Raw genomic sequence first — 21,855 nt, 5'->3', positions numbered from 1 at the left:
TATAATCACATTAAATTTTTATAATATGTCAATATTTTTTAATTTATTACCTACTGATAATATACTAAAACCTATAAGTATCAATATTAATGATAATATAGAAACTATAAATCTAGATAAGAAAAATGGTGAAAATATTAATATAAATCCAAATATGACTTTAATTAAATTAAAAGTACCGAATCTATAGTAAGGGTTATTTTTATTTCTAATTAAGTTTATTATTTGAGAATATATTATATATATTCCAAATATTGAGGAGATAAAAATTTGAATTTTAGTAGGGAATACTATCAATAATATGGCAGAAATCAAAAGTATACATTGTATACCAATAAAAGGTTTAATTTCCTCTTTAGGAGCATATCTTCTAAGTTCATTTATATTCTTTAAATTTAAGTATGCAAAAAATAAAAGTAATAAAGAAAAAGCAAAAGAAAGTAGTTTAATTCCGATTCCTTTATTTATAAAAGATAAAACACCAAAGCCTATAAGTAATACTCCTATAATCATAAACTTAGCCGAGTTTTCTTTTTTATACATGTTACTAAAGTTTATATTAAACATTTGAAACATAGATTGTCACCTCTAACATTATTTTATATAAATTTAAAGTAATTATAACAAAAAATAGATATTTATTAAATAGTGAAAAATAAATTGTAAGTAAGCATCAATAGACAAGCTATATCATAGATTAAATAGAGAACATTTAAAGGAGGGATATAGTGGGGAATTTAGGGGCAGTTTTATTTGCTATATTAGCAGGAGTTTCTACAGCAATAGAAGCATTTGTAAATGGAGAACTTGGAAAAAATACAACTGCATTAATAGCTACATTTATAAGTTTAGTAGTAGGAGCATTATTTTTTTTAATAAGTATATTATTAGCTGGAGATTTTAAGGATTTAGCTAATATAAATAGTATAAATCCTAAACTATTAATAGGTGGTATACTTGGTGGGTTAATTATATATTTTACAGTAAAATCAGTTCCAAGTTTAGGTGTATCTAATACATTAACACTTATAGTAGTATCCCAGATGCTAATAGGTTTTTTTATAGACTCTACTCTTTTAAAAGAAAGTATACATCTTTATAAATACATAGGAGCAATACTTCTTGTTATTGGTACTTTTTTTATATTAAGTTAATCTAAATATAAATTTAAAAATAAAAACTTAATTAAGAATAATAAAGCTATAAGTATATAAAATTATATATTTATAGCTTTATTAATTTTTAGATAGATTTATTATTTAAAATAATAAGGTATTATATATCTATTGTTCTTTTTCCCAAGCTATAATAACAAAATCTTTTTTAGTTATATTTCTTAATTCTTCCTCTATTTTTTTTATTGCTTTTTCTTCATCCTTAGATACATTTGCTATTTTATAGTTTGTATTGAAAGATTGATTATTCATAAATACCTCCATAAAAATTTATTCAATTATAGTATTTACAAATAAAAAGGATATATTTTAATGACTTATTTACATCTTTGGATAAATTTTATATATGTTATTTACTTAATCCAAATAGGTGATGTTACAGATGTTTTTTCATTGTCTTGAATAATTTTTACATAATAAAAACTATTTTTATTAGACTTCATTGAAAATTCTAATCTAGCTATATTAGAATCGAAATTTTTACTCTTTACTACTTTACCTTTATTACTTATAACTTGTATCTCTTTTATCTTATCATTTTTGTCATTATCAACAGCACTTATATAGAAGTTTAGTCTTGAACATTTAGTTATTTTACTTCCCATAGGAAGATTATTTATGGTGTAATCTACTTTTAAATTTTTATCTTCAGATGCATATACCCTCATATTTTTTAAAGCGTCGTATAAAGCATCTTTAGTAAGTTCGCTACATAATACTACTGTTCTAAATTCATTTGCTATACCAAAATTAACTCTATGATTATCTTGATTGCATGTAGGCGCGACATGCCATCCTTTATCTAATGCTAACTGATACATATCATAAGACTTAATATTTTTACTATCATCAGAATTATATCCATTTCTTACTTCTAGTAATGAGATAATAGCATCTCCTTTAGGTGAATACTCTAAATTATTGAAATCTCCAAATTTTTCACCAGGATGATTAAATTGACCTATTAAATTTTCTTGGTTATATATATAATTATAAAAATTATCTAAATTCATCATATCACCATGTTTTTCAGTTATAAATCCCTTAGAATTAAATATGTTAATATGTCCTATAGGATTATCTACATTATAAGGATAGGTCATTTCAAATCCATATAGACCTAAAAAATTTTTTTCACATGTAAATTTATCACTAACTTTTACAAGCTCAGACCATTTATTACTTTTAGAAGCATTATTTATATCGCACTTTGAGTTATTATCTAGCATATTAGAATGCTCCGTTATGAAGAAAAAATCTAAATTAGCTTTATCACGAGCTAGATAATAAGCATCACTATAACTACCATGACCATCGCTTGCACTAGTATGAGAATGTAAAAGACCTCTATAATGCTTATAAACAGGTGTTCCAACTGTAAAATACCACTCAATATTAGACTTATTTTTATTTGGAGATAAATCTTTTATTTCAAGACTTACTACTTGGTTTCCTCTTTTAAATTTTTTATCTGGTATATAAGTTATACTAGAATCTGAAATAGTGGCTTTATTAGTTACATCTTCATAATTGACGAGTAATCTAATTGAAGATTTATCTATTTTACTTTCATCAAAGTATTTAATTTTTATAGTAGGTTTTGACACTATATATTCAGAACATTTACCAGGAGATATAGATTTTATAGTAGGAGGAGTATTATCAAAAGAACCAACATGTACAGAATCATTATTTAAATAATTAACATGTAATATATTTCTATTAAAGCCTAAAATAGAAAATGTAAAAGATATAAATAAAATTAAAATTGTTAATAGAAGGTTTAATCTCATAAATAATCAATTCCTTTACCTTATATTGTGTTATTTATCATATGTATTTTTTATATATACATACATGAAAATATAGGTAGTATTAATATAATTTATTAATATCAAATACTATAGGAGGATAGTATGAGAATAGAGGCAATGGAAGTTAATACAAATAAAAAAGATATACTCAAATATATATTAAAAAAGATGCCTTTAATGAGCAGAGTTTTACAATTTAATATATTAATAAAAGATATACATTTAGAATATGTTGAAATTAAAGTTCTTAGCTATGAAATAATAAGTAAAGAAAGAAGTATTGGCATATTTAGAAACAAAATAAGTACATATAAAATAACTATGTTAGTTAATACCTATAATGGATACTCAGAGTCTGTTAATATTATACCAAGTACAATAAGTAAGTATGTAGATAAGAGTTATATAAAAAGATCAAAAATATCGGAAGAGTATATGGTTGAAAATGTTAAATGTGAGATAATGGGATTTTTAAAAAATAAAAAAAGTAAACTTGAAATAGAAAAAGTTAACCTTCAAGATATTAATATAAAAGAAGTTAAGAGTATTTATAAACCTTATTGGGTAGCAAATTTTAGGGGAAAAAATATACTAATAGATGCTTAAAGTAAAGGATACAGAGATATCTGTATCCTTATAAACTATTTATTTTTAACTAGATAATCAAGTGTTTCTAACTTATATCCCTCTTCCTTCCAATGAGTTATAACTTCATCTAATATTTGAGTATTAGTAGTAGAGTTTGGATGAAGTAAAACTATAGCACCAGGATGAGTTCTTGAGTAGATTTTTTCCTTTGCATATTCAGGCGTAGGTTGATTATCATTATACCAATCTACATAAGCAAAGCTCCAAAATATAGAACTATATCCTAAGTCTTGTGTGTATTTTAATGATTGCTCACTAAATTTTCCCATAGGTGGTCTGAAAAACTTAGGCATATCTTTACCAGTGACATCTTTATAAGCATCCTCTACACTTGTTATTTCATCTTTGAATTTTTCAAAATCTGTTATTTTAGCCATTGAAGGATGATTTTTAGAATGATTGCAAACTAAATGACCTTCTTTTTCCATCCTTTTTATAAGCTCTGGGTTATTTCTTATATAACTTTCTACAACGAAAAAGTGGGCTTTTACATTATGTTTTTTCAATGTATTTAGTATACTTTCAGTTGTTCCATTTTCATATCCTGCATCAAATGTTAAGTATATTATTTTTTTATCCTTATCACCGACATAATATGAATTATACTTTTTAAAGAAATTAGCTTCTTTAATAGGTTCTGGTTGTTTTCCATCGTTTCTTGGATTGAAGTACCAGTTATATTCTGTATTTATAGGATTTAATATTTGAGTTTTAGATTTATTTACTATATTAAAATTTGTAGTAAATATTAATGTAAATATAAGTAAGAAAAATCCTATTAGTAGATAGTTTGTTGTATTTTTTTTATTCATAAAGTCACCTCTAGTAGTGTAGTAAATTTATATATAGTTTTAATAATTAAGTTAAAAATATACTAATAAAAGTAAATGGAAATTATATTTTTACTTTTTGGATAAACTTATCATATAATTATGTATACAAGACAATGAAATAAATATGTTTAAGCACAGACATATTTGATGGAAGGTAAATGAAATGGAGAAATTTATACATCAATTAACTAGTAAGTTATATAGTGTTTTAGATAATATAACTTACTTAAATATAGAAGTTAGCAAAAATTCAAATAAAATTAAGTTAATAGGAGTAAAGTTTTTTAATAATCAAGTATACATTTTTGAGGAAATAATAAATAATGATGATAAAAATTATAATGTAGATAGTTTAAATGATTTTATAGGAGATAGTTATATAGCAATGTTTGATTTATCATCTAATAAAAAGTTTATAGAGAGATATATAAAGGAGAAGATATTAGATGTAAAAGAGTTAGTGCATGTAACTAAGCCTTATTATAGTGATTATAATATTAAGGATTTAAATGATATATTAACAAATGATAAGTATATAAGTGATTTAATAAGTATTGTAAACATTGTAAACAATATAATAATAAGTATAAAAAAAGAAGATAAATTAACATTAGAGCCTTTAACATTTAAGATAAATTCTTACTTAAATAAATTTTCACTACCTAATTGGGAGTGGAGTGAGTTAATAGATAGTGTAGATGATATTAAAAAATTAGAAAGTTTAGAAAAAAAAGCAGAAGAAAAATTAAAAGATGATAAAAAAGAAAAACTAGTAATAAGAAAACTAAATGAAAATGAAAGAAATTATGAAGAATTATTAAAAGATGAAAGTATATGGGCTAAAAAAGAAGGATTTATATATGAATACAGGCCAGGGCAGTATGAATTAACTAAAACTATAAGAGAAACTATAAGTAGTGCTACTACTTATAAAATAGCATGTATAGAGGCACCAACAGGAATAGGTAAAAGTGTAGGATATTTACTTCCAGCTATATTAGAAGCAAGGTTAAACAAAAAGAGAATGATAATATCTACAGACACTAAAGAGCTTCAAATACAATTGATCAATAAAGATATACCTAATGTATTAAACTCATTAGGTCTTATGGGAAAGATAAAGTATGGATACATAAAAGGAAAAAACAACTATATATGTGTAGAAAAATTAGAACAGTATAAACATGAATATACCTCTAAAAAACCAACTAAAAAAGAAATACTAGGGATATTACTACTAGAACAAATAGTTAAGGAAGGAAAACACGGTGATATAGAGGAGATAAGCCCTTCTATATTAAATGAATTTAATGTAATAGGGGATCATATAAAACATGTTAGTTGTGATCCCAATTTATGTAGACCTAAAAAGTGTAATAAAGAATGTCTATACAAAAATAGGGTAGAAGAATTAAAAGAAGAAGATATAACTGTTATAAATCACTCTTTATTGGCAAAGTGGCCTTATAAAGAAGAGAAACCACTAGAAAATATTATAGTGGATGAGGGTCATAATTTAGCTGAAAAGGGATATGATTTTTTCTCAAGTACTATAGAATACAAAGCACTAAAATATTTCTTAAAAGAAATATATCCATATGAATATATAGGAAATAGTCCTTTTATATATGAAAAATATAAAACATCTAGAAAGATAAAGTATTTTGATAAGTTTTATCATCATGTTCACTTTGGAAGGGATATAAAAGAAAAAATAAGTAGGAATATAAATTTAATTTTAGAGGAACTTAACTCTGTTCTAAGATTTGGCATGGAATCAGATTATAATTATTTAAGTAAATATAACTTAAGGTGGGAATTTAATCTACAACAAAATGAAGTGCTAGGAAAGATAAAAAAAGAAGATGGATATATAGAATTAACATATTTAAGTTATAGTAATAAGATTAGAGATAGTTTTGATAAAATACTAAGAAATTTAATAGCTATATTAGTTATAATTGATAGAAATATAGATGATGATAGTATAGATAAGGAATCTGATATATATAAATTTGGTAAAGCAAGAATAAAAGAGTTAGAAGATATAAGGACTACATTTGAGCTATTTATGGAATTTACTGAAGAAGACGATTTTGCAAGAATTATTGAAATAGATAAAAATTATACTAACTTCGAGGCTAAAGTTGTTCCTTTAAAACTAGCTAAATTGTTTGAAGAAAATATATTAAGTCAAGTGGAAAGTGGTATATTTATATCTGCTACTTTGAGTGTAGAAAACAATATGAATTATTTTAAAAATACTCTCGGTATAAATAAGGTTGAAAATATCGAAAAAGTGATAGAGCCTTTATATAATTATAAAAACAAAGTATTAACATTAGGGTTAAGCGATTTATCAAATTATAATAATAAAAACTTTACAACAGACATATCAAATACTATATACAAAATATGTGAGGTAACACATGGACACTTATTATCATTATTTAATAGTACAGATAGATTAGATAAAACATACGAAGATCTAATTCATATATTAAATGGAAAAAACATAGATATATACAAAAACAAAAAAGGAATTAGAAATTTAAAGAATATGAATCAAAATTGTGTGGTATTAGGATCGAAAGGATGCTTTGAAGGCGTAGATGTTCCAGGGGATGGACTTGTGTGTGTGACTTTAGATAAAATTCCTAATCTAAATCCGAAAGATCCTTTATACTCAACTATTATGAAAAAATATAGCTTGACCTATCAATCTATAAACTACCCTCAGATGGCTATTAAGGTAAAACAAGCTATGGGAAGGATCTTAAGAAGCAAATATGATTACGGATGTTTTATAATCTTTGACATAGGAACTAATGGGCATACTTTAAAAAAATTAGAGAGAGATCTTCATGGTTGTAAAATAAATATAGTTAGCAAAAATAATATACAAAACTATACTAATAATCATATAAATATATGTAGAAAGCAGGTTATGAGAGAGGTATTAGTAGAAGTTAGGAACTTACTAACAATTACAGATATAGATGACATAAAAGATATAGAACAGTTTGTAGTTGAGCAAATGAATCAAAGGTATATAAAGTGCAGAGTTACTTCAAATAATCATGATAAATTAAATATAAAGTACTTTAATCATAGATACACTATACCAAAAGAAAAAATCAAATTAAAATCTAAGGTATGAGATTATAAAAAGACTTTACCTATATTTTAATTATTGAATAAGATTAGATATTTAAGAAAAAATAAATCTTATAAAGTAGTTAAAAGAAAGGATGTAAATATGAGTTATATATTACTTATAATAGGTTTTTTAATTCTTATAAAAGGAGCAGATGTATTTGTAGTTGGCTCATCATCTATAGCAAAAACATTAAAGGTCCCAACACTTATAATTGGGCTTACAATAGTTGCTTTTGGTACTAGTGCACCAGAAGCTGCAGTAAGTATAACAGCAGCCTTAAAAGGAAGTAATGATATGGCTATAGCCAATGTAGTAGGGTCTAATATATTTAACTTTTTATGTGTTTTGGGAGTCGTAGCAATAATAAATCCTATAAAGGTACAAAAGAGCACTATAATTAAAGAATTCCCATTTGCAGTACTTGCAACTATAGTACTATCTATATTATCTCACGATATAAAGTTTCAAGGGTATACTCAAAATGCTTTAACAAGAGCAGATGGGCTGATGCTACTAACTTTATTTGGTATATTTATGTATTATTTAGTAGAGATGGCCATAACATCTAAAGAGGAAATGGAAATAGATCAAGCTGATGAGAGCATACCTATGAGTAAAAGTATACTAATGAGTATCCTTGGTATAATTGGAATAATAGTAGGTGGTCAGTTTGTTGTAGATAGTGCAAGCAATATTGCTTTAGCTTGGGGTATGAGTGAAAATCTAGTAGGCTTAACTATAGTATCTATAGGAACATCTCTTCCAGAGTTCGTAACAAGTATAGTTGCGGCTAGAAAAGGTGAAAGTGATATAGCTATAGGTAATGTAGTTGGTTCGAATCTGTTTAATATATTATTTGTTTTAGGTATATCCTCATTTATAAGCAATATACAAGTTCATAGCATAGTGTTTGTTGATATGATGATTATGATAATAATAACAATATTAACATATATATTTGCAGGAACTAAGCAACGTATAAATAAAAAAGAAGGTATATTATTAGTTATAATGTATATATTATATATGACATTTATAATAATAAGAAAATAAAAAAGAGTCTTTAAAGACTCTTTTTTATTTTAAGCTATTCCGTTTTCAAATTCTTCTATTAAATCTTCATCAGAAAGTTTTTCTATTGTTAATCCTGTTAATCCATAGAATAATGATATTAAAGGACAAATTAAGTTAAAGAATGCATATGGTAAAAATACGAAAGATCCAATTCCAAGTGTTGCTGACATATATGCTCCACAAGTATTCCAAGGAATAAGTGGAGACGTTATAGTGGCACTATCTTCTAAAGCACGAGAAAGATTCTTAGGAGATAAACCTTGTCTTATAAATGCATCCTTATACATACTTCCTGGTATAACTATGGCTAAATATTGGTCTGCAACTGCTAAGTTAGTACCGATACAAGTAAATATTGTAGCAGCTATAAGTCCAAAAGTACCCTTTGCAAATTTTAGTATAGACTGTGCTATAACTTGTAACATACCAGTTTTTTCTAATACCCCACCTACAGTTAAAGCACAAAGTATTAATGATACTGTCCCTAACATACTGTCAAGTCCACCTCTAGTAAGAAGATCATCAACAAACTTCATTCCAGTAGATGAAACATAACCAGACTTAGCAACTACAAGTATATCAGCTATAGATGCACCTTGAAATACTACTGCACAAACGCCACCTAATATAACACCACCTATAAGTGCTGGTATTGTAGGGACTTTAAATATAACCATTGCTATAACAGCACAAGGAACTAAAAGTAAAAATGGAGATAATGTATTGTAATTACTTAATAAAGCATTTTGAATTTGATTTATTTGAGATATATCCATTTCAGAACCTGCATATTTCATTCCTATTATACCGTATAATACAAGTGATATTAAAAGAGCAGGACCAGCTGTATATACCATATGTTTTATATGATCAAATAAAGTAGAACCAGCCATAGCAGGAGCTAAGTTTGTTGTATCAGATAAAGGAGACATCTTATCCCCAAAATAAGCACCAGATATTATAGCACCTGCAACTATTTTACCAGGTATACCTAAGGCACTACCAATACCTAAAAGAGCTATACCTACAGTACCAGCTGTTGTCCAAGATGAACCAGTAGAAATAGATACTATAGCGCAGATTAAAGTAGTTGCCACTAAGAATATTCCAGGTGATAATATTTTAAGACCCCAATATATCATAGCAGGAACTATACCACCAGCTATCCAAGTACCTATTATCATACCAACTACTAAAAGTATAAGTATTGATTGCATTGTCGTATTTATAGTAGATAGTATACCTTCTTCTAATTCCTTCCAATTAAAACCTAATCTAAAAACTGCAACACCACTTGCAAATGTAGCTCCTATTATAAGTGGTATATGAGCAGATATTTCATACTTTCTTAAAAATACTAAACATGTCACTAAAACTGCAACTAAAACAGAGACACATAGTAATGCATCAAATAAAGTTGCTTGTTTTTTAACCTTTTTTGTCATAAAAGTCCTCCTAAAATTTATACCGAATATAACGTTAAGGAGAAAAGAGATAATAAAAAAAGTCTAGGTGTAAAGATATTATCCTAGACTTAAGCATTCAACCGTACAATTAAAAATACGCTTAATCTAAAGATAGCACTCCACATATAAATGTGACAGTGTTATACATATTTTGCATAACCCCAATATATAAGTTTAAAGCTTCCCTTATATATTTCGGCATAGTTACCTTTTATTTTGCTTCTTCGTGCTTACCTCCACAAAACTACTATTTAACAATGCGACCTCTACCAATAGTTATATTCGATTTATTTGATAATAAAGATTATACCATAAATTAAAAAAAAATAAAGCATGAAATATTTAGGAATAAAAAATTTAAGAAAATTTTCACAATAATATGTAAAATAATAAGTCTTTAAAAACTACTTATTTTACTATAGAATAGTTATTAAATGTATGATTTAGAAAAATATAAATTTTATATAAATAGTTATACGAAAGGAAGTGAAAAATTTGGCTAAGGTTAAGTTTTATGCAGTAAGAAAAGGAAGAAACAATGGTATATATAATACATGGAATGAATGTAAGGAACAAATAAATGGTTTTTCAGGCGCTGAGTATAAAAGTTTTACTACGATAGAGGAAGCAAAATCATATATATATGGTGAAAATGGTGTAAAAATACAAGAGGGAAAAGAACTTGTAAAAGCTTATGTTGATGGTAGTTATGAACATTCAATAAGAGAATATGGTTCAGGGGTAGTTATAATAAAAAATGAAGAAGTTATAAAAACTTATAGCAAAAAAGGAAATGATAAAGATTTAGTTGGAATGAGAAATGTCGCAGGTGAAATAGAAGCTGCAAAGATTGCGATGAATTATTGTATAGATAATAACATAAATAATTTGATTTTATATTTTGATTATGAAGGAATAGAAAAATGGTGCTTAGGATTATGGAAAACTAATAAAGAAGGAACTACTAAATATAAGAAATTTTATGATAATATAAAAGATAAGTTAAATGTTGAGTTTGTAAAAGTAAAAGCACATAGTGGCAATAAATATAACGATGAAGCTGATAAATTAGCTAAGAAAGCTATAGGAATATAAAAGTCTTGCAAAGTATTTTGCAAGACTTTATTTTTAACTTAATCCAAAATCCTCTAATTCAGCTAAAACAAAAGAAGGTCTATTTATACCATCATACATAGCTTTTGCCAAAATATTTGCCTGGTCATATGTCGATGTCCAAGAAAAAATGCCACCAAGACAATTATCTAATACATATAGAGCTTTTATATAAATAGAAAGGGTATCCTCATAAGACATTGAGAACTCTCCATCTTTTACTAGATAAGGTACTTTAGCATCTCTATCAAACATTACTGTATGACCATTTTTATTTATATAATCCCTTCTAAGTTGATCATATGATCTTGTAATTGCAGCTCCAAGTCTACCATAAAAAGGAACTCCAAGTAGTATTTTTTCACGAGGCATACCGGCATTTATTAAATTTTGTACCATAGAATCTACACTATATCCTCTTAAAGATAAATTAGAAGGATATAAATTAGCATGATGTTTCTTAGCATTTTCACCTGTTTCTCCAGCTGTAAAATCATAACTCATTAGATTAAAATAGTTTATTAAAGGAGCTATTTTAGATATTTCAGCACTTCTATTTATATAACCAATATCTCCAGTACCAGCAACACTTAACCACTTATTATCTCCTATAACATCCCTTAGAGCGGTTAGTAAAAGTGTAAAATTTTCTTTATCTTCAGGTCTAGATTTTATACCCGCACCACTACTTCCTGGATATTCCCAGTCAATATCAATACCATCTAAATTATATTGCTTTATAAGCTTATTTGCTTCTCTAGCAAATGCATATCTAGATGCAGGAGTTAAAGCAGCATCAGAAAAACCTTCAACTCCCCATCCACCAATGGCAGCAATAACTTTTAAAGTAGGCTTAATATTTTTAAGACTTATAAGTTGATTTAAATAATTAGGAGTAGGAACTCGTAATGTTCCATTTTCATTAATTTCTACGAATGCATAGATTACAGCATCAAGTAAATTAGGATCTACGTTTCCAGGATTACCAAATACATACTCCATAACTATTGGACTAACATCAGGACAACTTATAGCAGGCTGTTTATCTGGGTCTGTTATTTCAGGTCTTTGGCACTTTTTAGTATTTTTAGATTTTATAAATACATCTTTATTATGTTTTACATTAATAGTTGGTCTATCCTTATCAGGCATAAAGCAAAGATACCAGTCCATATACGCATATTCTTTCTCACAGTTTTTAATTTTATTTTTTAACTCTTTATAAGTTTTAGGAGATGGTGTTATGACTGGCATACCAGGAAACCAGTTAGCAGGAGTTACTACTTTATCTTTATCACTAGTTTGAAGTGCTTCTATAATTCTTAAAATCTCAGGAATATTTCTACCAGTTGTGAGAGGATAGTAAAGTATAGTTCTGAGTATTTGTTTATCATCTATTATAAAAACAGATCGTACTGTAGAAGTATTACTCATTTGTTCTGAAATCATACCGTATAGCTTAGCTACATATTTATCATTATCATCTATAACTGGAAAAGGAATATCAATACCTGTCATAGTAAATATATTATACATCCAAGCTAGATGAGACGCATTACTGTCAACACTTAGGCCTATTAATTCTGTGTTTCTTTTTTTAAATTCATTATGGTACTTAGCAAAGCATAGAAATTCTGTAGTGCATACTGGAGTAAAATCTCCAGGATGAGAAAATAAAACTACCCATTTACCATTATAATCAGATAATTTTATAGGTCCAAATGTTGTGTTAGCCTTAAAATCAGGAGCTTTCGATCCTAAACTTGGAAGGCATGGCATATATATCACCCCTTAATTAATAAAATATAACCTAATTATATTTTATTAATTAAGGGGTGATATTGTTACGAAGAAAATATAATTGTAAATACTTTTAGAAAAATAACTAATAAGAATTGCTATTTATGTGCATATTTGATATATTTAAAGATAGATAAATGTAAAGATTTGTTATTATACGGGGTGAGAATGTTGAAATCTATCCTAAGAAAGATAGAAAGTATATTTAAGGTTTTAGTTCTATCATCTATTATATCTTTTGTTATAACATTTGGACTTATACTGTTAAATGCTATTATGGGAGTGTTTATAGGGTTAGAATATTACTTTATGTTATTTACAGGATTAACTTTATGTTTAACAGTTATGTTAGTAGTTGTAGACTACAATAGAATATTTAAAAATAAAAAACATATACAAAAGACTAAAGTTAGCAAGAGTAAAAATATTAAAAGAGGAAATACAAAAGAAGTTGTTAAAGCAAAAAGAAAAATATCTTAATATTAAAATGATTTAAAAAGGCACAATAAAATAAACTATGGTGTCTTTTTTGCTTATTAATTATTATATCTATTTATAAATTATGCATAATTATTGAACTTATAGTAATAGGTTAAAAAGTAATGATACCACTTTACACGGTAGCAAAAAAGAACTTTTCGGTAATAGATAAAGTCACTTAAATAAAGTTAAAGTTTTACTTAAGAAAATAAAATTTTAGTTATAAATATATAAAACCTATAATAAAAGATAATTAAGAACAATTATAGGAGAGGTTGCTTATGGAATACAATATATTTTCAGAAATGGTAACTGGTTATAAAAATATATTAAAAAAATCGAAATCTCAAGATTATTTAGATTTCGATTTTTTTGATAAAGGAATAGTTTTTGCTGTGTCTGATGGCCATAGTAATGATTTTTTCAAATATAGTGATAGAGGAGCTAAAATAGCTTGTAATATTGCAGTAGGCATGCTTAAAGATTTGGCAGATTTAGATACAAAAGATTTAGTTAATATGCTAGAAGAAAAAAAAATACAAATGGAAATTCAATCAAAATGGATGGATTTAGTTAAGTTAGATTTTGAAAGATTTCATCCATTAGTTTTTAAAACAGAATATATAAAATATTCTACAACATTAATAGCAGTGTTGGTAACTAATAGATTTAGGCTATATTTAAAAATAGGAGATGGAAATATTATAATAAAAGATGATACTGAGTTTAAAGAAGTATTAGAAACTAGAAAAAGTGATACAGTTGATTCTTTAGGAAGAATAGATTCATATAAAAATATTATGTATTATATAGATGATGAAATAAATAAATACAAAGAAAATATTATTATATTTACAGATGGATATGAGCAGTCTTTTGACAATAAAAATGAATTGTACAAAAGCCTTAATGATACAATATATATGTACAATAAGAGTGTATTTTCTAGGGAAGTTCTAAAAAGAACTTACAAACAGCGACTAAGTAAGTTAAGCAAGCAAAAAAGTCAGGATGATATAAGCATTGTGTTTTTAATATAAATAAAAAAATAAGTCAATATTATGTATTTAAAAAGTTTTATAGACATTATATTGACTTATTTTTATTTATAAACAATTAAAATACATATATTTACTAATAATATAAAATATGGTTAAAGATATACATATATGATATAATAAATAATGATATTTACATAAAAACTAAATAGGAAAGGAAACGATAATGAATTTTAAAGAATTATTTTATAAATGTGTAGATTTTATAGATATATATAAAAAAAATATAATCACAATTTCATTATCAGTATTAGGTGTAATAGTATTAGTTATAGTATTTTTCATAAGTAGTGATGAATTAAGCGTACAAAAAGAGGTTGATACATTATTGGAAAATATAGAAAATCGTAGATACAATATAGCTATTGACAATTACTCTAACTACGAAAAGAAATTTTCTGATTCTAAAATGAAAAGAATTGATAAAACATTATCTAAAAAGATAAATAAATTACTTCTTGAAAGTGGAGATAAATACGTAAATAAAGAAATTACAAAGGAACAATATGTAGGTATGATAAATACCATAAATGCAATAGAAAATATTGAGGTAGATGTAGGTCGTATAATAGAACAATCTCAAAGAGTATCTGATATGTATAAGGAAGAAAATACAGATTATGATACAGCTTTATCTTATATAAGTATGGCATCTACTCTAAATGGAATTTCAAATGAATTAGATGGATATAAAAGTAATATAGAACAAATACATGAATCTAGATTGGTGTATGAAAAAGCAAATGAAAACAAAGAAAACCACATGTATTATGAAGCAATACAAGATTATGATAAAGTACTAGACAAAGATGATAAATATTATAAAAAAGCACAAAAAGAAAAAGATGAATGTATAGACCTTATGTATGATGATTATATAGAAAAAGCTGATGAAAGTAACAAAGATGGAGACTATGAAAGTGCATTAAGATACATAGAGTATGTAAAAAAATATTATCCAGATGATGAAAATATACTAAATTTAGAGAAAAAGTATAAGGAAAAATTATCAATATACACATTATCAGCAGATGATATTATTAATTTAATATCTAAAAAAGGAAACATATCTAAAAATAGCCTATCTATAAATTCTTACTACCAAATGATAGATGGTGAAAAATATTATTGTGTTGAAGTGTTAGAGTATGGAATGTTAACCGATGAAATACTAGTAAATGCGAAAACAAAGGAAATATATTCATATAAGGATAGTAATAAAGATTACAAAAACACTTACTGTAATGGGTATTTTAGATATGATAATTCAGGAAAAGTACAATTTGCAATAAGTGAAGAAAAAGCTAAATTTATACTTCAAAATAAATTAGAAAAAAATGACGAAAAGTACAAAGAAATATATGAAGTATCTAAAAATAAAGCTGACAGATATGTAGAAGATGAAAAAGGATTAGAAAATATATTAAAGGGAAATGAAGGCTTATATTACTATGAAATTGTAAATAAAGGATTCTTTAGACCTAAAGAAGCTTTTATGATAAATATGTATAGTGAAAAAGTTTATATAATTTCTCAAAAAGAGATTAAAGAATATTAAAAGTGTGTTTTTTAACACACTTTTTTTAAAATATTGAAATATAAAAGAGGATATATAAACCTTATAGCTAAGTAATAATATGTGAGAAAAATGGGAGATTGAGGAGAGTAAGACATGAAAGATGTAAAAAAATATGTATACGCTGCAGCGGGTGTAATATTATTGGGGATAATTGTTTTTATAGGTTTTATAAGTTTTCAAATAAACGGAAATAAAATACTTAAAAACACATATGTTAACAGCATATCAATAGGAAATATGACAAGAGAAGAAGCTAAAGATGTACTAAATAAAAAATATGACATAAAACAAATATACATTTCATATTCAGATAAGTTATGGAAAATAAATAGTAAAGATATAGATTTAAAATATAGTTTAGACGAGACTATTAATGAGGCACTATCTATAAATAGAGAAGATTCTATGATAGATAATATTAAAAAAACTATAAAAGCAAATTTCGGAGCAAAAAATAACATTGAGCTTAAAATAGACTATAATAAAGAGAAATTAATAAAATGCGTTAAAGATATATCTAAGGATATAAATATTGATATGGAAGATGCAAAATTAGATATAAATAACTCGAAAGTAGAGGTATTATCAGGACATAAAGGACAAGAAGTTGATGTAAATAAGAGTGTAGAAAATATAATTAGTCAACTTAAAAAAGGCAATAAAAAAGAAGATTTAGCAGTAAAAGTTACTAATCAGAATGTAAAAAAAGAGGATATACAACATATAGATACATTATTAGCTAGCTATTCTACCAAATTTGATTCATCAGTAGCTGGTAGAACAACTAATATAAGATTAGCAGCAAGTAGAACTAGTGATAAATTGCTAATGCCTGGTGAGACATTTTCATACAATGAAAATACTTTAATGAGAACTGTATCAAATGGTTATAAAAATGCACCAGTTATAGTACAAGGAGTAGTACAAGAAGGTGTAGGAGGTGGAGTTTGTCAGGTATCATCTACACTATATAATACGGTGTTATATTCAGGATTAGAAATTGTAGAACTTAAAAATCATTCTATACCATCTACATATGTAGCAAAAGGGAGAGATGCAACTGTAACTGATGGAGGAATAGACTTTGTATTTAAAAATAACTTAAAGCAGCCTATATATTTAAAAAATTATGTATCAGGAAATAGAGTTATATGCCAAATCTATGGTAGTAAATCAGATAAGCAAAATGTAGATATATTAACTAACATAGATGGAGTATCTCAAGCTCCTATAAAAAGAGTCGATGATCCAACTCTTCCAAAAGGGAAAGAAAAACAATTAGAAAAAGCAAGAAATGCATATACAGTATCAACTTACAGAGTATATAAGAATAGTAATGGAGAAGTGCTAAAAAAAGAAAAAGTATATACATCATATTATCCTAAAAAGCAAGGTGTTATCGCTGTTGGAACTATGGAGGTTAAAACACCAGAACAAAAACCTGTAAGACCAGAAAAACCAAATCAACAAGAACAAAAACCTGTACAACCAGAAGCTTTAACACCACCACCAGAACAAAATCCTAATCCAGACACACCAAGTGTATCTTAAGAAAGATTATAATATTAGTTAAAAAAAGATAGCCTATAACGTAGGTTATCTTTTTTTATAATAATTTGCCTAAAAATATGAAAATATGTATATCTTTGACTTGTAGTGTTAAATGTGTTATCTTAGAATATATATTTAAATTAGGAGGAGAATATGATTTTAGGTAAAATTATCAAAAAAGATATAAAGCAAGTGCCTAGAAAAATTTTAGATATATCTTTAGTTGAAGATAACAAAAGTGATTTGACATTTTTTAATATAGATGAAGAAGAAACGAATGAGACATTAAAGGCATTAAAGCAAAGTTATGTAACTAATAACTATAAAGAAGAAACAATATTAAACTTACAAAATACACTAAAGAGTAATTCAGAAGATACTTCAAAAGAATTAAAGTTAGAATCATATAAAAGGTATAATAATGCACTTGATTTATCTTTAAAGGGATATTTAACTAGTGCTTATGAATTAATAGAAAAAGCTATAGAGATAAATCCAAAAGATGTAGATATACTTAATTTAAAAGGATTACTTACTCTATTAAAATGTGATTTTGCTAAGGCTTTTGAAAGTTTTTACACTGCTATGTGTTATGGTAACAATGAACTATCTAGAAAGTATGTAGATATGTTATCATCTGATGAATTTAAAGTATTCTTAGGTAGATATAATCACTCTATAAGATTTATTAATGAGGAGATGAATCAAGAATCAATACATATACTTGAAAATATGATAGATGATGACCCAGATTTAATAGAGCCATATATAATACTTTCTTTAATATATGATAAGATAGGTAACGTTAAAAAGAGAGAACATTATCTAAGTAGATTAAGAGAAGTAGATAAAGATAATCCTTTGTTTGAAAATAAGAAGGAAGATAAAGAAGAGAAAAAAGAAGATATTAAGCCTAAGAAAAAGTCTAAGAATAGTAAGCCATTTTTAATATTTGGAGTATGTTTACTTTTGGCATTAGGTGCATATCATATGTATAGCAAAAATAAAATTGATAAATTAAATGAGAAATTAAGTAATCACGAGCAAGAACTAGATAAAGCTGATAAAAAACTAAATGAAAAAGAACAAGAAATAAAAGAGAAAGAAAAAGAATTAGATAATGCAAAAAGCGAAAATAAAAAAGAAGATACACAAGTTATAGTTTCTGATGAGGAAACTTTATATAATAAAGCAGTTGATGAGTCTAAGGATAAAAATTATAAAGAGGCTATAAAAAACTTCGAATATATTGTATCTCAAGGAAAAAGTAAGAAATATATATCAGAAGCTGTATACCAGTTAGCATTATTAAATGAAAAGATAGGTAATGATGATGAAGCTGTAAAATATTATAAAAAATATATAAATACTTATACAAAGAATGATCAATATTATGATGATGCATTTTACCAATTAGGAATGCTTTATTATAAAATGGGTGACTTAAAAGATGCAAAAAACACATTCTATGGGCTAAAAAATGAAGTACCAGATAGTATGTATAACAATTCAAAAGTTAATGATATATTAAAAGAAAAATAAAACTACCAATAGGTAGTTTTATTTTTTATTATCTTACAAATCACAATCATATATAATACTACCTTTAAATAAACTTATAGAAGGGGATATTAAGTTTTAGCGAGGAGGATAAGTATGGATAATAAAGAGCTTTTTCTCCCGATACTTAGGGATGGAAAATATGGATTTGTAGATAAAGAAGGCAATGTTATTGTAAGGCCTAAATTCAAGTATGTATCAGAGCGACTAAAAGATGGATATAGTGTCATTACATATATAAAAAAAATAAGAGGAATCAATAGGTGGATATTTGGGTATATAGATAAATTAGGAAATACTAAAGTCTATTTACACATAGATAGTATATCTGATTTTAATGAAGGATTATCTAGAGCCAAAGCCTACAATAAATATGGATATTTAGATAAAAATTTAGATTTAGCCATAGATTTTAAATATGAATGTGCGGGTGATTTTAGTGAAGGTTTAGCTAATATAAAAATAAATAAGAGGTGGGGGTATATAAACTCTAATGGAGAAGTGATTATAGCTCCAAAATATACTTATGCAAATCAATTTAAAGATAATACTTCATTAGTAGAATATAAAAATAAGTATGGCTATATAAATAGAAAAGGGGAGTTTATAATAAAACCTACATATGAAATAGCAACAGACTTTAGTGAAGGATTAGCAGCTGTTAGAAATAATAATAAATGGGGATATATAGATAAATATGGGAAATTAAAGATTGATTTTAAGTTTGATAAAGCAAAGCCATTTAGCGAAGGATTAGCAGCTGTATGTATAAATGAAAAATGGGGATATATAAACAAAAATGGTGATGTAGTTATAGATGCTATATTTGACTATGCTTGTAGCTTTAAAGAAGGGTTAGGTAGGTTTAATATAGATACTAACTCACTTATAAGAGGAATAAATAATAATAAATGTGGGAAATGGGGATTTATAAATAAAAGTGGTGAGATAGAGATACTTCCAATATATGAATCTCTATCTGATTTTAAAGATGGATACTCTGAAATAATAAATGGAAAAAATAACAATTATATAGATAAGTATGGAAAATTACTACTATAAATTTGAAAATATCTAAAAATATGATAAAGTATTATACGGGGGGAGTATTGTAACTCCCTTTACAATTTCATTAAAGATTTAGTCAGAATTAAAGGAGGCAAAAATGAAATTATTTAATCAATTAGTATTAATACTAGGTGTATGGGCTTTAGGTGAGTACATAAGCTCATTCATACAAAATATAGTAATTGTACCGGGTAGTATAGTTGGTATGATATTACTATTTATACTTTTAAAAGCCAATATAATAAAAGTGGACAAGCTTGAAGATATAGGTAATCTATTGCTAGATAATATGGCTTTATTTTTCATACCGGCAGGGGTTTCACTTATAAGATCGTTAGGTCTTATTGAAAAAAATGTATTTGTATTACTAATAACTATATTTTTTAGTACTATTTTAGTTATGTACATAACTGGAATAGTAGTAGAAAAGATGATTAAAAATAAAGTTAAGGAGAATTAGTCATGTATAATGTTTTAAACACACCTATATTTGGGATAGTAATAACTATAATATTTTTTAACATAGGACTTTATATACAAAGGAAAACTAAAAGTGCTTTAATGAATCCACTTTTAATTGCAATAGTTGGAATTATATTATTTTTAAATATAACTAAGATACCATATGAAAGTTATAAAAAAGGTGCAGATAGTATAAATTACTTTTTAGGTCCTGTAACGGTTATATTAGCAGTACCATTATATAAGCAATTTGACTTATTTAAAAAACATATACTAGAAATATTAGTAGGTATAACTACAGGTGTAGTAGTATCATTTATTTCTATAAAGATAATAGCTGGTTTTACAGATGCAGATATTAGTATAATAAATTCTTTAATACCTAAATCTATAACGACACCTATGGGATTATCTCTTACTAATACTATAAATGGTATAGAGTCTATAACTGTAGTGGCAATAATATTTACAGGTATACTTGGTGCTATAATGGCAGAGCTTGTATTTAAGCTTGGAAGAATAAAACATCCTGTAGCAAAAGGAATAGCACTTGGAACATCAGCACATGCACTTGGAACATCAAAGGCTTTAGAATTAGGAGAAATAGAAGGTGCTATGAGTGGATTATCTATAGGTATATCTGGGATAATTACAGTCATATTAATACCTATAATAATCAATATGATATAAAAAGTTTTTTCTTATAAATGAAAATATATATACTAAAATATCAAAAAATGAAGGTTAAAATAAAATATTTTCAAATTAAAAGTATATATTACACAATAAAAGGCAAGGAACAAAATATGTTTCTTGCCTTTTATTGTGAATTAAATTGTTCAGTATTTATATATTATGCAAGAAATTATTCGTTTAAATCTTTTATTGCTAAATAATTTTATAATTATTCAAAAGTTAAAAAAAAGTAAAATAGGTAAAAAAAATTAACTAGACATATTAAAAAAAAATAATATAATATATCATGTGCAATGAATAAAGAGAAGCATAATTTAA

General features: G+C 25.8%; 19 protein-coding genes and 1 riboswitch. Of the genes, 13 read left to right on the top strand and 6 right to left on the bottom strand.

What is annotated here, in order from left to right:
* Positions 1-18 precede the first annotated feature (18 nt).
* Positions 19-576 (bottom strand): DUF308 domain-containing protein, encoded by a 558-nt coding sequence (locus tag I2H23_RS05585; protein WP_092924884.1) that lies wholly within the window; start codon positions 574-576, stop codon positions 19-21.
* Positions 577-728: 152 nt separating this feature from the next.
* Between I2H23_RS05585 and I2H23_RS05580 the strand changes: the two genes are divergently transcribed.
* A complete protein-coding gene (locus I2H23_RS05580; protein ID WP_092924886.1) occupies positions 729-1,154 on the top strand; it encodes a DMT family transporter in 426 nt (141 codons plus the stop codon).
* 129 nt (positions 1,155-1,283) lie between these two features.
* Here I2H23_RS05580 and I2H23_RS05575 read toward each other — a convergent pair whose 3' ends face one another.
* Together I2H23_RS05575 and I2H23_RS05570 are read right to left on the bottom strand one after the other, a co-directional pair.
* A complete protein-coding gene (locus tag I2H23_RS05575; protein WP_176698660.1) occupies positions 1,284-1,427 on the bottom strand; it encodes a hypothetical protein in 144 nt (47 codons plus the stop codon).
* Positions 1,428-1,528: 101 nt separating this feature from the next.
* The gene (locus tag I2H23_RS05570) at positions 1,529-2,968 is read right to left on the bottom strand and encodes a CehA/McbA family metallohydrolase (RefSeq protein WP_092924888.1); all 1,440 of its coding nucleotides are present in this window, start codon (positions 2,966-2,968) and stop codon (positions 1,529-1,531) included.
* A 123-nt stretch (positions 2,969-3,091) separates the two neighbouring features.
* Between I2H23_RS05570 and I2H23_RS05565 the strand changes: the two genes are divergently transcribed.
* Complete coding sequence (locus I2H23_RS05565; protein WP_092924890.1) at positions 3,092-3,595, top strand: hypothetical protein; 504 nt, start codon at positions 3,092-3,094, stop codon at positions 3,593-3,595.
* A gap of 35 nt (positions 3,596-3,630) precedes the next feature.
* Here I2H23_RS05565 and pdaA read toward each other — a convergent pair whose 3' ends face one another.
* Positions 3,631-4,449, bottom strand: coding sequence for a delta-lactam-biosynthetic de-N-acetylase (gene pdaA, locus I2H23_RS05560; protein ID WP_092924892.1), 819 nt, complete (start codon positions 4,447-4,449; stop codon positions 3,631-3,633).
* A 184-nt stretch (positions 4,450-4,633) separates the two neighbouring features.
* Between pdaA and I2H23_RS05555 the strand changes: the two genes are divergently transcribed.
* Positions 4,634-7,630 (top strand): ATP-dependent DNA helicase, encoded by a 2,997-nt coding sequence (locus I2H23_RS05555; protein WP_195581255.1) that lies wholly within the window; start codon positions 4,634-4,636, stop codon positions 7,628-7,630.
* Positions 7,631-7,729: 99 nt separating this feature from the next.
* Positions 7,730-8,683: a calcium/sodium antiporter gene (locus I2H23_RS05550; RefSeq protein ID WP_092924896.1), complete on the top strand. Its 954-nt coding sequence runs from the start codon at positions 7,730-7,732 to the stop codon at positions 8,681-8,683.
* A 29-nt stretch (positions 8,684-8,712) separates the two neighbouring features.
* Here I2H23_RS05550 and nhaC read toward each other — a convergent pair whose 3' ends face one another.
* On the bottom strand, positions 8,713-10,149 hold the full coding sequence (gene nhaC / locus I2H23_RS05545; RefSeq protein WP_092924898.1) for a Na+/H+ antiporter NhaC: 1,437 nt from the start codon (positions 10,147-10,149) through the stop codon (positions 8,713-8,715).
* 125 nt (positions 10,150-10,274) lie between these two features.
* Positions 10,275-10,447: riboswitch (Lysine riboswitch) on the bottom strand.
* Positions 10,448-10,665: 218 nt separating this feature from the next.
* Here nhaC and I2H23_RS05540 point away from each other — a divergent pair.
* Positions 10,666-11,265, top strand: coding sequence for a ribonuclease H1 domain-containing protein (locus tag I2H23_RS05540; RefSeq protein ID WP_195581254.1), 600 nt, complete (start codon positions 10,666-10,668; stop codon positions 11,263-11,265).
* A gap of 33 nt (positions 11,266-11,298) precedes the next feature.
* Here I2H23_RS05540 and I2H23_RS05535 read toward each other — a convergent pair whose 3' ends face one another.
* The gene (locus I2H23_RS05535; protein ID WP_092924903.1) at positions 11,299-13,062 is read right to left on the bottom strand and encodes a peroxiredoxin; all 1,764 of its coding nucleotides are present in this window, start codon (positions 13,060-13,062) and stop codon (positions 11,299-11,301) included.
* A 189-nt stretch (positions 13,063-13,251) separates the two neighbouring features.
* On the opposite strand from I2H23_RS05535, the gene I2H23_RS05530 reads away from it, so the two are divergent.
* From I2H23_RS05530 to I2H23_RS05495, 8 genes are all read left to right on the top strand, one after another.
* Positions 13,252-13,563, top strand: a complete 312-nt coding sequence (locus tag I2H23_RS05530) for a hypothetical protein (protein ID WP_141664380.1) — start codon at positions 13,252-13,254, stop codon at positions 13,561-13,563.
* Between the two features lie 281 nt (positions 13,564-13,844).
* On the top strand, positions 13,845-14,603 hold the full coding sequence (locus tag I2H23_RS05525; RefSeq protein WP_092924907.1) for a protein phosphatase 2C domain-containing protein: 759 nt from the start codon (positions 13,845-13,847) through the stop codon (positions 14,601-14,603).
* A 184-nt stretch (positions 14,604-14,787) separates the two neighbouring features.
* Positions 14,788-16,179, top strand: coding sequence for a UbiD family decarboxylase (locus I2H23_RS05520; protein WP_166505733.1), 1,392 nt, complete (start codon positions 14,788-14,790; stop codon positions 16,177-16,179).
* Between the two features lie 114 nt (positions 16,180-16,293).
* Entirely contained in the window at positions 16,294-17,751 is a 1,458-nt protein-coding gene (locus I2H23_RS05515; RefSeq protein WP_166505732.1) for a VanW family protein, read from the top strand.
* A gap of 153 nt (positions 17,752-17,904) precedes the next feature.
* Positions 17,905-19,293: a tetratricopeptide repeat protein gene (locus I2H23_RS05510; protein WP_195581252.1), complete on the top strand. Its 1,389-nt coding sequence runs from the start codon at positions 17,905-17,907 to the stop codon at positions 19,291-19,293.
* Positions 19,294-19,407: 114 nt separating this feature from the next.
* The gene (locus tag I2H23_RS05505; RefSeq protein WP_195581251.1) at positions 19,408-20,373 is read left to right on the top strand and encodes a WG repeat-containing protein; all 966 of its coding nucleotides are present in this window, start codon (positions 19,408-19,410) and stop codon (positions 20,371-20,373) included.
* A 103-nt stretch (positions 20,374-20,476) separates the two neighbouring features.
* A complete protein-coding gene (locus I2H23_RS05500) occupies positions 20,477-20,839 on the top strand; it encodes a CidA/LrgA family protein (RefSeq protein WP_092924914.1) in 363 nt (120 codons plus the stop codon).
* A gap of 2 nt (positions 20,840-20,841) precedes the next feature.
* The gene (locus I2H23_RS05495; protein WP_092924916.1) at positions 20,842-21,531 is read left to right on the top strand and encodes an LrgB family protein; all 690 of its coding nucleotides are present in this window, start codon (positions 20,842-20,844) and stop codon (positions 21,529-21,531) included.
* Positions 21,532-21,855: the final 324 nt, after the last annotated feature.

The organism is Romboutsia sp. BSD2780061687b_171204_C1, assembly GCF_015560225.1.
Classification (GTDB): Bacteria; Bacillota; Clostridia; order Peptostreptococcales; family Peptostreptococcaceae; genus Romboutsia_C; species Romboutsia_C hominis.
The sequence above is the reverse complement of the archived record's forward strand: the minus strand, read 5'-3'. Positions and strand labels throughout refer to the sequence as shown.